This window comes from Micromonospora sp. KLBMP9576 (genome assembly GCF_050941805.1).
Classification (GTDB): Bacteria; Actinomycetota; Actinomycetes; order Mycobacteriales; family Micromonosporaceae; genus Micromonospora.
Window position 1 is genome coordinate 885612 of sequence record NZ_CP194567.1, and the last position, 12187, is coordinate 897798.

General features: G+C 71.5%; 12 protein-coding genes. 4 read left to right on the forward strand and 8 right to left on the reverse strand.

The genetic code is table 11. The features are described 5' to 3' along the window. Window positions 1–38 precede the first annotated feature (38 nt). From ACQ452_RS04185 to ACQ452_RS04195, 3 genes are all read right to left on the reverse strand, one after another. A complete protein-coding gene (locus tag ACQ452_RS04185; protein ID WP_433389917.1) occupies window positions 39–1478 on the reverse strand; it encodes a GuaB1 family IMP dehydrogenase-related protein in 1440 nt (479 codons plus the stop codon). Window positions 1479–1560: 82 nt separating this feature from the next. Continuing rightward, complete coding sequence (locus tag ACQ452_RS04190) at window positions 1561–2157, reverse strand: LysE/ArgO family amino acid transporter (protein ID WP_433389919.1); 597 nt, start codon at window positions 2155–2157, stop codon at window positions 1561–1563. Between the two features lie 12 nt (window positions 2158–2169). After that, a complete protein-coding gene (locus tag ACQ452_RS04195; protein WP_433389922.1) occupies window positions 2170–3921 on the reverse strand; it encodes an acetyl/propionyl/methylcrotonyl-CoA carboxylase subunit alpha in 1752 nt (583 codons plus the stop codon). 73 nt (window positions 3922–3994) lie between these two features. Between ACQ452_RS04195 and ACQ452_RS04200 the strand changes: the two genes are divergently transcribed. From ACQ452_RS04200 to ACQ452_RS04215, 4 genes are all read left to right on the forward strand, one after another. Beyond that, window positions 3995–4147, forward strand: coding sequence for a hypothetical protein (locus ACQ452_RS04200; RefSeq protein WP_433389925.1), 153 nt, complete (start codon window positions 3995–3997; stop codon window positions 4145–4147). A 99-nt stretch (window positions 4148–4246) separates the two neighbouring features. Then, the gene (locus ACQ452_RS04205; RefSeq protein ID WP_433389927.1) at window positions 4247–5206 is read left to right on the forward strand and encodes an ATP-binding cassette domain-containing protein; all 960 of its coding nucleotides are present in this window, start codon (window positions 4247–4249) and stop codon (window positions 5204–5206) included. A 20-nt stretch (window positions 5207–5226) separates the two neighbouring features. Beyond that, complete coding sequence (locus ACQ452_RS04210; RefSeq protein WP_433389930.1) at window positions 5227–5982, forward strand: ABC transporter permease; 756 nt, start codon at window positions 5227–5229, stop codon at window positions 5980–5982. A gap of 99 nt (window positions 5983–6081) precedes the next feature. Further along, window positions 6082–7368, forward strand: a complete 1287-nt coding sequence (locus ACQ452_RS04215; protein WP_433389933.1) for an MFS transporter — start codon at window positions 6082–6084, stop codon at window positions 7366–7368. 57 nt (window positions 7369–7425) lie between these two features. Here ACQ452_RS04215 and ACQ452_RS04220 read toward each other — a convergent pair whose 3' ends face one another. From ACQ452_RS04220 to ACQ452_RS04240, 5 genes are all read right to left on the reverse strand, one after another. After that, window positions 7426–8079: an O-methyltransferase gene (locus tag ACQ452_RS04220; protein WP_433389936.1), complete on the reverse strand. Its 654-nt coding sequence runs from the start codon at window positions 8077–8079 to the stop codon at window positions 7426–7428. A gap of 9 nt (window positions 8080–8088) precedes the next feature. Then, window positions 8089–8745 (reverse strand): Maf family protein, encoded by a 657-nt coding sequence (locus ACQ452_RS04225; protein WP_433389939.1) that lies wholly within the window; start codon window positions 8743–8745, stop codon window positions 8089–8091. Window positions 8746–8802: 57 nt separating this feature from the next. Next, window positions 8803–9987 carry a S8 family serine peptidase gene (locus ACQ452_RS04230; RefSeq protein ID WP_433389942.1) on the reverse strand — a complete coding sequence of 395 codons (1185 nt, stop codon included), beginning with the start codon at window positions 9985–9987 and terminating at the stop codon, window positions 8803–8805. 1369 nt (window positions 9988–11356) lie between these two features. After that, window positions 11357–11818 (reverse strand): hypothetical protein, encoded by a 462-nt coding sequence (locus ACQ452_RS04235; RefSeq protein WP_433389943.1) that lies wholly within the window; start codon window positions 11816–11818, stop codon window positions 11357–11359. A 143-nt stretch (window positions 11819–11961) separates the two neighbouring features. Further along, window positions 11962–12171 (reverse strand): acyl-CoA carboxylase subunit epsilon, encoded by a 210-nt coding sequence (locus ACQ452_RS04240; protein WP_433389945.1) that lies wholly within the window; start codon window positions 12169–12171, stop codon window positions 11962–11964. Window positions 12172–12187 lie beyond the last annotated feature (16 nt).

Genomic DNA, 12187 nt, shown 5'->3' on the forward strand with positions numbered 1-12187 from the left:
GGCCCGGCCGCACGTGTTCGGATCGCCCAGCCCGGGTGTCACCAACTCGTGGGTAGCGGCATCCCCTCGGTGTAGCCGGCCGCGCTCTGCACGCCGACCAGGGCCCGCTCGTGGAACTCGGCGAGGTCCCGCGCGCCCGCGTAGGTGAAGGCGCTCCGCACCCCCGCGATGATCTCGTCGATCAGGTCCTCGACGCCGGGACGGACCGGGTCCAGGTACATCCGGGCCGAGGAGATGCCCTCCTCGAAGACCGCCTTGCGGGCGCGGTCGTAGGCGCTGTCGTCGGCCGTACGCGCGCTGACCGCCCGGGCCGAGGCCATGCCGAAGCTCTCCTTGTAGCGCCGCCCGTCGGCGTCGGTGTAGAGGTCACCGGGCGACTCGTAGGTGCCGGCGAACCAGGAGCCGATCATCACGTTCGAGGCTCCGGCGGCCAACGCCAGCGCCACGTCGCGTGGGTGGCGTACGCCGCCGTCGGCCCAGACGTGCCGGTCGAACTGGCGGGCCGCCGCCGCGCAGTCCAGCACGGCGGAGAACTGCGGCCGACCCACCCCGGTCATCATCCGGGTGGTGCACATCGCGCCCGGACCGACACCGACCTTGACGATGTCGGCGCCCGCCGCCACGAGGTCGCGTACGCCCTCGGCGGTCACCACGTTGCCGGCCGCGACCGGGACGCCCGGGTCCAACGAGCGGACCGCGCGCAGCGCGGTGAACATCCGTTCCTGGTGACCGTGCGCGGTGTCCACCACCAGGGTGTCGACCCCGGCCTCCAGCAGCGCCGCCGCCTTGCCGGTCACGTCGCCGTTGATGCCCACGGCGGCGGCGATCCGCAGCCGGTTCCGGTCGTCGACCGCCGGTCGGTAGAGGGTGGCCCGCAGCGCGCCCTGCCGGGTCAGCACCCCGACCAGCCGGCCCTCGGCGTCGACGACCGGGGCGAGCCGCCGGCGGCCGGCCGAGAGGCGGTCGAAGCCGGTACGCGGGTCCGCGTCCGCCGGCACGGTGTGCAACTCGGTGGACATCACGTGCCGGAGCTGGGCGAAGCGGTCCACGCTGACCGTGTCGGCCTCGGTCACCACTCCCAGCGGCCGGCTCTCCTCGTCGATCACCACCACGGCGCCGTGTGACCGCTTCGGCAGCAGGTGGATGGCGTCGCCCACGGTGTCGGTCGGACCCAGCGTGATCGCCGTGTCGTGCACGAGGTGCCGTCGCTTGACCCAACTGACGACGTTGGCCACCACCTCGATCGGGATGTCCTGCGGGATGACCGCGATGCCGCCGCGCCGGGCGACCGTCTCGGCCATCCGGCGGCCCGACACCGCCGTCATGTTCGACACCACCAGCGGAATGGTGGTGCCCGTGCCGTCGGTGGTGGACAGGTCGACGTCGAGCCGCGAACCCACCTCGGAGCGGGCGGGCGCCATGAAGACGTCGTTGTAGGTCAGGTCGTGCGCGGGAACCGCGCCGTGAAGGAAGCGCACGTCGCCATCATTCCCGCCCGTGGCCCCCGGCGCGTCCGGTGGTAGCCGAAAACACTCCGGCCACGCCTGGGAGCCGGCCCGGTCAGCCCAGCAGCAGGGTCACCGCGACCGTCACCATGACGACGGCGACCACGCCGTCGACGAGCCGCCAGGCCGCCGGGCGGGCCAGCACGGGCGCGAGCCGGTGGGCGGCGAAACCCAGGACGGTGAACCAGAGCGCGCTGGCGAACGCGGCGCCCGCGCCGAAGACCCAGTGGTGCGGGTGCTGGCGGGCCAACCCACCGAGCAGGACGACGGTGTCGAGGTACACGTGCGGATTGAGGTAGGTGAAGGCGAGGCAGGCCATCAGCGTCGCCCCGAGCGTGGCCGGTGGCCGGTCGGCGGGGGAGAGCGCGGCGGGCCGCAGGGCGCGGCGGGCGGCCAGCGCGCCGTACCCGAGCAGGAACGCGGCGCCGAGCCAACGGACGGCGGTGATGGCGGCGGGGTGCTCCGCCGTGGCGGCGCCCATGCCGGCGATGCCGAGCGAGATGAGCAGCGCGTCGGAGGCGGCGCAGATGGCGACCACCGGCACGACGTGCTCCCGGCGCAGGCCCTGCCGCAGGACGAAGGCGTTCTGCGCGCCGATGGCGGCGATCAGCGCGATGGTGAGGGAGAAGCCGGCGACAGCCGAGCCGACCATGGGGCCTCGGCCTCAGGCGATGGTGCAGATCGCCGCGCCGGCGGTGATGACGGCGCCGACCTCGGCCGCGAGGCCGCTGACCGTGCCCGCCTTGTGGGCGTGCAGCGGCTGTTCCATCTTCATCGCCTCCAGCACCACGACCAGGTCACCCTCGGCGACGGTGTCGCCGTCGGCCACCGCGATCTTGACGATGGTGCCCTGCATCGGGGAGGCGAGGGCGTCGCCGCTGACCGCGACGCCGGCCTTGGCCCCACCGCCCCGGCGGGCCGGCCGTCGTGCGGCGGGCGCGGCTGCGGTCGTACCCCCGGCGAGGTTGGCGGGGAGGCGGACCTCGATCCGCTTGCCGCCGACCTCGACCACGACGGTCTCGCGTTCGGCCGGCGCGTCGGCGGGGCCGGCGATGGCGGTGAACGGCGCGACGGTGTTGTCGAACTCGGTCTCGATCCACCGGGTGTGCACGGTGAACGGCTCGGCGGTGAACGCCTCGTCCCGGACGACCATCCGGTGGAACGGCAGCGCGGTGGCCATGCCCTCGACGACCATCTCGTCCAGGGCGCGGCGGGCCCGCTCCAGCGCCTCGGTACGCGTTTCGCCCGTGATGATCACCTTGGCCAGCAGCGAGTCGAAGTTGCCGCCGATCACGTCGCCGGCGCTGATGCCGGCGTCCACCCGGACGCCGGGGCCGGTGGGGAGCCGCAGCGCGGTGACCGTGCCGGGGGCGGGCAGGAAGTTGCGGCCCGGGTCCTCGCCGTTGATGCGGAACTCGATGGAGTGCCCGCGTGGCGTCGGGTCCGCGGTGAACCGCAGCTTCTCGCCGTCGGCGATGCGGAACTGCTCGCGGACCAGGTCGATGCCGGCGGTCTCCTCGGTGACCGGGTGCTCGACCTGCAGGCGGGTGTTGACCTCCAGGAACGAGATGGTGCCGTCGGCGCCGACCAGGTATTCGACAGTGCCGGCGCCGTGGTAGCCCGCCTCCCGGCAGATCGCCTTGGCGCTGTCGTGGATCTGGGCGCGCTGCGCGGCGGTGAGGAACGGCGCGGGGGCCTCCTCGACCAGCTTCTGGTGCCGGCGCTGCAACGAGCAGTCACGGGTGCCGACCACGATGACGTTGCCGTGCTGGTCGGCCAGCACCTGCGCCTCGACGTGCCGGGGCTTGTCCAGGTAGCGCTCGACGAAGCACTCGCCCCGGCCGAACGCGGCGACCGCCTCGCGGGTGGCCGACTCGAACAGGTGCGGGATCTCCTCCATCGTGCGGGCCACCTTGAGCCCGCGCCCGCCACCGCCGAACGCGGCCTTGATGGCGACCGGCAGGCCGTGTGCGGCGGCGAACGCCGTCACCTCGTCGGGGCCGGCCACCGGGTCGGGGGTGCCGGGCACCAGGGGAGCGCCGGCGCGTTGGGCGATGTGCCGGGCGGTGACCTTGTCGCCGAGGTCCCGGATCGCCTGCGGGGTGGGGCCGATCCAGACCAGCCCGGCGTCGATGACGGCCTGGGCGAAGTCGGCGTTCTCGGCGAGGAAGCCGTAGCCGGGGTGGACCGCGTCGGCGTCGGCCTTCGCGGCGACCTCCAGCAGCTTGTCGATGCGCAGGTACGTCTCGGTGGCGGTGTCCCCGTCGAGCGCGTACGCCTCGTCGGCCAGCGTGGCGTGCAGGGCGTCGCGGTCGGAGTCGGCATAGACGGCGACGCTGCCGAGGCCGGCGTCGCGGCAGGCGCGGATGACGCGGACGGCGATCTCGCCACGGTTGGCGATGAGTACCTTGCGCACCTTGCTGGCTCCTCCCGGAGGGTCACTGCTCGGGAGTGTATCGGCCGCTCCCGGCGGCCCTGACGATCGCTCAGTGTGGGATGCCGCACTGCCGCCAGCCGCCCTGGTGACCCCGAGCGGCGAGGAGGAGTTCGAGTCGCTGCCGCGCGGCCCGTGGTGGCGGCTGCACGAGCCACCGGATTTGTTCACGGCGGCGTTCTCCTTCCTGCCCGCGATGCCGCGTTAGCCTGCCCGGGACGCCACGGGGGAGCAATGCCGTCCGGCGTCGTCTCCGAGGGCCAGACAGGTGGCCGGTGGCACCGGCCCGGACGACCAGGAGCACTACATGATCGAGACCAGAGGGCTGCGCAAGTCCTACCGCTCCCGGGAGGGGCGCCAGACGAAGATCGTCGAGGCGGTACGCGGCATCGACCTGAAGGTCGCCGAGGGGGAGATCTTCGGCTTCCTCGGCCCCAACGGCGCCGGTAAGACCACCACCCTGCGGATGCTGGCCACCCTCATCGAGCCGGACGGTGGCGAGGCCACCGTCGCGGGGGCCGACCTGCGCAAGGACCCGGCCGAGGTGCGCCGCCGCATCGGTTACGTCGCCCAGGGTGGCAGCACCTGGAACGAGTCCACCGCCCGGGAGGAGCTCGTGCTGCACGCCCGGATGTACGGCATCGGCAAGGCCGAGGCCAACCGGCGGGCCGCCCGCGCCCTCGACGCCTTCCAACTCACCGAGTACGCCGACCGCAAGTGCAAGACCTACTCCGGCGGTCAGCGCCGGCGCGTGGAGATCGCCCTCGGCATCATCCACGAGCCGCGGATCGTCTTCCTCGACGAGCCGACGACCGGCCTCGACCCGCAGAGCCGGGCACACATGTGGGACGAGATCCGCCGGCTGCGCGCCGACGGCATGACCGTCTTCATCACCACCCACTACCTGGAGGAGGCCGACGCGCTCTGCGACCGCATCGCCATCACCGACCACGGTGAGGTGGTCGTGGAGGGCACCCCGACGGAACTGAAGCGCGAGATCTCCGGCGACGTCGTGCTCGTCGGGCTTCCCGCCGGGGCCACTCCGCAGGCCGCGCAACTGCTCGACGGCGAGCCGTACGTCAACAAGCTGGAGACCGTCGACGAGGGCGGGCTGCGGCTCTACGTCGACGAGGGCGCCACCGCCATCCCGCAGATCCTGCGTCGCGTCGACACCGCCGGCCTCGGCCTCAACTCCATCGAGTTGCACCGGCCGAGCCTCGACGACGTCTTCCTCACCAAGACCGGCCGCTCGCTGCGCGAATCCTGATCCAACCGGAGAGAGACCCCATGAAACTCGCCCGTGACACCTGGCTGGTCTTCCAGCGCCAGCTCCACCTGCTGTTGCGCAACCCCGTCTGGGTCTTCGTCGGCGTCTTCCAGCCGGTGATGTACCTGCTGCTCTTCGCCCCGCTGCTCAAGCCCGCGCTGAACGCGCCCACCCAGGCGGAGGCCTACAAGATATTCGTGCCGGGCCTGCTGGTGCTGCTGGCCATCTTCGGCGGCCTGTTCCAGGGCTTCGGCCTCATCGCGGAACTCCGTGCCGGGATCATCGAACGTTCCCGGGTGACCCCGGTCAGCCGGCTCGCCCTGCTGCTCGGCCGCACCCTGCGCGACGTGGTGTCGCTGCTCGTGCAGGCGGTCATCATCACCCTGCTCGCGCTCCTGTTCGACCTGCGCGTCTCCCTCGTCCACCTGCTGCTGGCGTATCTCATGCTCGCCCTCATCGCGCTGATGACGTCGGCCGTCTCCTACGGCATCGCGCTCAAGGTCAAGAGCGAGGACGCGCTGGCCCCGCTCATGAACACCGTGGCCCAGCCCGTGCTGTTGCTCTCCGGCATCCTGCTGCCGCTGACCTTCGCCCCCGGCTGGTTGCAGGGCGTCGCCCGGTGGAACCCGTTCGCCTGGGCGGTCGACGGCACCCGCGCCCTCTTCGTCGGCGACCTCGGCAACGACAAGGTCTGGCAGGGGCTGGGCATCATCGCGGTCCTCGCCGCCGCCGCCGTCTTCTGGGCCGCCCGCCAGTTTGCCCGCAGCGTCCGCTGAGCCGTCGGAACGGGTCCCTGTCGGGGGCCTTTCCGGCACCTCGGGAGAGCTGGCTCTCACCCCGGGTGGGGTATCGGCCCACGCTTGTAGCGTGGGCCGGTGCCCCGCCTAACCCGTGACCGGATCACCTGGCTGACCTACGCCCAGCTCGGGCTGTGGGGCTTCTTCCTCTACGGCTTCGGGCCGGTCGTGCCGCTGCTCCGCGACGAGCAGGGCACCTCGGCCGCCGTGGCCGGCCTGCACAGCACCGGCATCGCCGTCGGCGCGCTGGCCGGCGGGGCGCTCTTCGCACCCCTGGCCCGTCGGCTCGGCCGCGGCGGGGCGATCTGGACCGGGCTGGGCGGCGTGGCGGCGGGCGTCACCGCCCTGGGCGTCGTCCACGCCCTGCCCGCCACGCTCACCGCCGTCGCGGTGATCGCCACCTTCGGCATGCTGGTGATCAGCGGCGTGTCCGTGGTGCTCACCGACCGGCACGGCAGCACCGCCCCGGCGGCGCTGATCGAGGCCAACGCCGTCTGCGCCGGCGCCGGCATCCTCGCCCCGCTGGTCATCGGCGCGAGCGTGGACGCGGGTTGGGGTTGGCGACCGGCGCTGGCCGTCGAGGTCGGCCTGATCGCCCTGGTCGCGCTCGCCGCCCTGATCTTCCGCGTACGCCTGCCGCGGCCCGCCCCCGCCAGGGCGGCTCCCGGCGGGTCGCCGGCCGGCAGCCGGGCCGACGTCGGTGCGCCTGCCGGTGTCGGCCCGGCTGCCGGTGCCGGCCCAACTGTCGACGCCGGTGCGACAGCCGGTGGCCGCCGGGCCGGACGCCTGCCGTCGGCGTACTGGATCGCGTGGGTGCTGATGGCGGTCACCGGCTCGATCGAGGTCTGCCTGTCGCTCTGGACCGCCGACGTGCTGCGTTCACACGCCGCAATGGCGGCCGGCACCGCCTCGGCCGCCGTCGCCGCGATCGTCTGCGGCATGTTCGTGGGCCGCCTCGTCGGCGGCCGGTTCGCCCTGCGGTACCGGCCCGTGCCGCTGCTGCTGACCGCGCTGGGCGTGTCGCTGGCCGGGTTCACGATCTTCTGGCTCGCCCCGGTCGGGTGGCTCGCCGTCACCGGCCTGGTCGTCCTCGGCCTCGGCAACGCCCTGCACTACCCGCTGGCCATCTCGATCGCGCTCGCCGTCGCCGGGCCGGCTGCGGACCGGGCGGCCGGCTGGGCGTCGTACTCGATGGGTGTGGGCTTCGGGATCGCGCCCGTCGCGCTCGGCTGGGTGGCCGACGGGGTGGGCGCGCACCTGGCGTTCCTGCTGCTGCCGGGCTTCATCGCGGTGGCGGCGCTGCTCGCCGCCCGGCTGGGCCGTGCCCTGCGCCCGACAGCCACCCCCACGATGGCCAACGCCTGACCGCGACCGGAAGCGCGGCGCCCCGCCGGCCGGATCTTGAAACGCGTGCGGGTGAGGTCAGAGGACCCGGGCCAGGGTCAGGCCGTCGGCGATCGGAAGCATCACCGCGTCCACCCGGACGTCGGCGAGCACCTCGTCGTTGAACGCGGCGATGGCCCGGTCGTCGGCACCCTGCGGGGCGATCACCCGACCGCCGCGCAGCACGTTGTCGACCGCGATCACCCCGCCGGGACGCATCCGGGGCACCAGCTCCGCCCAGTAGACCGGATATCCGACCTTGTCGGCGTCGATGAACGCGAAGTCCAGGTACCGCTCGTGGGGCAACTCCCGCAGGGTGTCGCCGGCCGGGCCGATACGCAGCTCGACCCGGTCGTCCACGCCGGCCCGCGCCCAGTACCGCCGGGCGATGCCCGTGAACTCCTCCGAGATGTCGAAGCAGGTCAGCCGCCCGCCCTCGGCCAGCCCTCGGGCGATCGCCAGCGACGAGAGGCCGGTGAAGGTGCCCACCTCGACGGCCTGTCGCACCCCGAGCAGCCGGGTGAGAAAGGTCAGGAAGGCCGCCTGCTCCGGCGCGACCTGCATCTGCGCGTCGCGTGGCAGGGCCGCGCGGGTCTCCTCGGCCAGGTCCCGCATGAGCTCGTCCGGCGGGGCACCATGGGCGACGAGGTACGCGTGCAACTCGGCGGTGAGCGGAATCGACTTGGTGGTCATGAACGGACGCTAGCTGAGCGGCTCGACCATCTGATCGCCAGGCGCGACCTTCGTCCACAAATCGGCGATCCGCAGGTCGAGCTCGCCGAGGAGACGGCGCAGCACCGGCAGCGAAAGCCCGATGACCGTGCTCGGATCGCCCTCGATCCGCTCCACGAACGGCCCACCGAGCCCGTCGATCGTGAAAGCCCCCGCCACGGCCAACGGCTCACCCGTGCCCACGTACGTGGCGATCTCGTCGTCGCTGATGTCGGCGAAATGCACGGCGGTGGAGGCGACCGCCTCGGCCCGCCGCCCCGCCACGACGTCGATCAGGCAGTGCCCGCTGTGCAGCACACCGCTGCGCCCACGCATCTGCTGCCACCGCCGGGTGGCGTCCGCCGCGTCAGCCGGCTTGCCGAGGATCTCCCCGTCGAAGGCCAGCACCGAATCACAGCCGATCACCAGCGTCCGCTGGTCGTCGGCCGGGCGCAGCCGGGTGAGAACGGCCTGTGCCTTCATCCGGGCCAGCTCCAGGCAGAGCTCCTCGGCGCGCTCCGTGACCACAAGTGACTCATCGACGCCACTGACCAGCACGTCGGGGTCGATCCCGGCGGCCCGGAGAATCTTGCGACGAGCGGGGCTCGCCGAGGCGAGCACGAGGCGGAGCGGCATGGACTTCGGCACGTCGCCGACGTTACCGGCTCACCGGAATGAAAGCGTCTCCGGCAGCCCGCCCCGTCATCACCGACTGACGCGCGGAGGCGGATCGCCGCCACGGCGTCGCCGACGGGCGATGACCGCCCAGGCTCCGCCAGCGGCCACGATCACCCCGAGGGTGGCCAGCCCACGGGCCGTCGAGCCGTCGTCCCCGTCGCCTACGGGCTCCGCTGCCGCCGCCGTGGTCGAGGCGGCCTGGGTCGGGGCGCTCGCCGTCGCCGAACCGAAACCCAGCGGGGGTACGTCTGCCGTCAGCGCCGCCACCAGGTCGATGACCCCATAGCCGTACTCGTCGTCCCGCCCCGGCGGGCCCTTGTCGATCGCGGTAGCTGTAAGCCTGTGCGCCACCTCGGAGGCTGGCAGGTCGGGGTACTTGGACCTGATGAGCGCTACGGCCCCAGCAACGATTGCGGTCGAGTTCGACGTGCCGGTGCCTTTGCGATATAAGCCATCGATGCTGGTGCTGTAGATCTCAACTGCCGGTGCGACTACATCAATTTCAGGGCCCGCGACTGACACTGACGCGCGTTGGTTGAGGCGATCGATCCCGCCAACTGCAATTACGCCTTCCTCTGACGCTGGGTAGCCGACGCGACTGTCCTCTGGCCTATTTCCGGCCGCCGCCACAATGACGATATTGCTAGCCAAAGCCGTGAGGACTGCTTGTTTAAGGCGAGAGCTGGTGCTGCCGACACTGGATATGCTGATTATGTCGGCTCCGTTATCTATTGCGTACTCGATACTTTGTGCCAGGTTGTCGGGATGGCCATCGCCCCCTGCGGGAGTGTCGTAGAGGGGGAGGATCTTAGCCTTCGGGGCAATTCCGAGTGCGCCAGTCCTCTTACTTTGGCCATGGGCGGCCACCAGGCCTGCCATGCCGGTGCCATGACTGTCTCGATCTTGCTGCCCACTTCCACCGCCGCCAGGAATGATATCGATGCCCGTGAGAAGATTCTTACGCAGGTCAGGATGTGGGCTAACGCCGGTATCCGGAATTGCGACGGTAACCCCTTCTCCCTGTGTAATCTCGTGGGCTTCTTTGACTTTCAATTGGCGTAGGTGCCACTGATCGTCTCGTATTCGATTGACTTCATTGGGTTGCAGAGCCCGTGTGGGAGTTGCCTCCGCAATGCCGAAATGGGCGGGTGGCAAAGTCGCCAGTGGGGCAACTATAAGCGCCAGCAGGCTGCGGACGGCTTGAAGCTTCACCTATTTATTCCGATGGCTGGCCCCGGATCGAGAGGCCCTTCTTCGTCTGGTGGACGAACTATGGGAGCGACGCCTTGATCTGTCTGCCAAGGGTGATCTGGGTCCCAGTGCCGTGAGTCTTCAGTATTCCGCTCGCGTTGTCCGAACTGGGGGGCCATTCCATTCATGCCCGGCGCTGCACGGCCGGCAGGCGGAGCGCCTCCGATGGCAGGTACGCCGTGCACTCCGCTGCTGCGGGCGCCGCCGGGACGAGATCCTGCGCCGCCTGCCGGCGCGGTGCCTGCACCCCCGCCTATTACTCCTCCGATCGGATTTACCCGTCGTGGCTGGTTGTTGTTCGTGGCAGGCTGACCAAGTCCCATTCCAGGACTCCCTCCGATCAACCCACCAGGTGCCATGGGCCGGCCGGTAGCAGGCGGCGGTGAGTGCGTTGGGCTGCCGTTGCCGACGGCCCCAGCGATGGGCCGACCAAGTGGCCCGGAAGCGCCCATTCGACTCGGTCCTGGTGGTAACGCTGGTGTGATTCCGGCAGACGGAGGTGGATTGGCTGATGCCGGGGGCATGTTGGCTGCCGGCCCCGGATGGATTGGTGCCGGGGCCAATCCGCTGCCAGCCCCGCCCAAGACCGGACCGGTGTTCGGCGGAAGAGGGGTTTGAGGCGGTCGAGCGGAACCTGACGGCCGACTAACCGATGGTGCGCCGGTAGACGTCCCAACCGGGATCGGAAGGATCGGCGGTATTACCGGAGCGGAAGTCGACCCTCCATAGGCGTCTGAACTTCCTGGGTCCCTAGCCGGTCTAGCCGCTGGTGGCTGGCGGAGCATTGCTTGGGCATGTTGGAGTTCGCCGCTGAGTCCGTACATGATGCCGCGTGCCTGGACGTTGAGCCGTTCCAGGTCGGCGTCGGTCACCGGGCGATCGGGGACCCGGCTGCCCATGGCGGCTTTCGGGTCGGCGAGCGTCGCGTCGTACGTCCGCTTCTCCTGGACCTTGGTGGCGTACGTCTCGTAGATCGTCTTGAGCTGGGCGCGGGTGGCGCCGATGGCGCGCGTGGCGGCGGAGAGCGCGGAGATGTTGGCGCTGGCGGCGTCGTGGGTGCGCTGCACCTTGTCGATCAGCTCGTCCAGCTCGCGGACGTACGCGCGGGCGGCCTGGTTGGTTTCCGGTGGCCATGCCTCCGCCAGCCCTCGGCGGTACTGCTGGAGCCGGCCCAGGTGCTCCCGGGCGAGGTCGCAGACCTTGTGCCAGCCGGTGACCTGTCTCCAGTGGTTGGTGGTGTCGTGGTCCTGCAGGCAGGCCCACATGCTGGCGACGTCCATCAGCCGCCAGTCGGTGAGGGCGGACGTGCGACCGCCGGTGCCCCGCTCGATCATGGCAGCACCACCGGTCCCCGCCCCGGCGTCGGTTCGGGGCCGGTGGGGTCGTGTAGCGCCGGGGGCGCGCCCCGCGTGGCGGCCGGGCTGGCGAGCGCCCGCTCGACGTCGGTCACCCTCGCGGAGGCGAAGGCGTCGGCCTCGGAGTAGCGCTTGGCGACGGTGCCGGCGGCGGCGGCGAGGTGGCCGGTGGCGTCGCGGACGCCCCAGACCATGTCGGCGGTCGCCTGCTGGGTCTCGTGGTGGGCGCGTAGGAAGCTGACCAGCTCGATGAAGGCGTCGGCTGGGTTCGGCACCGGCACCTTCATGTCCTCGGCTATGTAGGACAGGTTCGGGGCGTAGTTGCGTTCGACCTCGGCCTGGAGCTTGTCGGCGAACTCGCGGAGCTGGCGGATGTCCGCCTCGATGCCGCCGTAGCCGCGGAGCCAGGACGCCGGACGGTCCTCCTCGGGGATCAATGGCCCTCCCTGCGCGTCACTGCGTCATTTCCCTCAGTGAGGTTAATGGGTCCTGGGCCTGCCGGCAGCCCCGCTCCGGCACACGTCGGCCATCCCGGGGGTAGGCGCCGGCACCGAGCTGCGGTGAGCGGTGCCCGAAGAGGTCAGCGGGGCAGGCCGGAGGTGCGCCACGCGCCGGGGCCGGTGGGCGCTGCCGCGGTGGGCCGGCCGGAGCGCGCCCAGGCGGACACGGAGGCCGCGGGGGTGGTCGCGACCGGGCGGGACCGGACGACGATCGCACCCACCAGCGCGGCCAGTTCCTCGGCGGTGGGAACCCCGCGCACGACCCGGAACAGCGGCTCTTCGGCAGACATGGCGCCAGCCTACGCG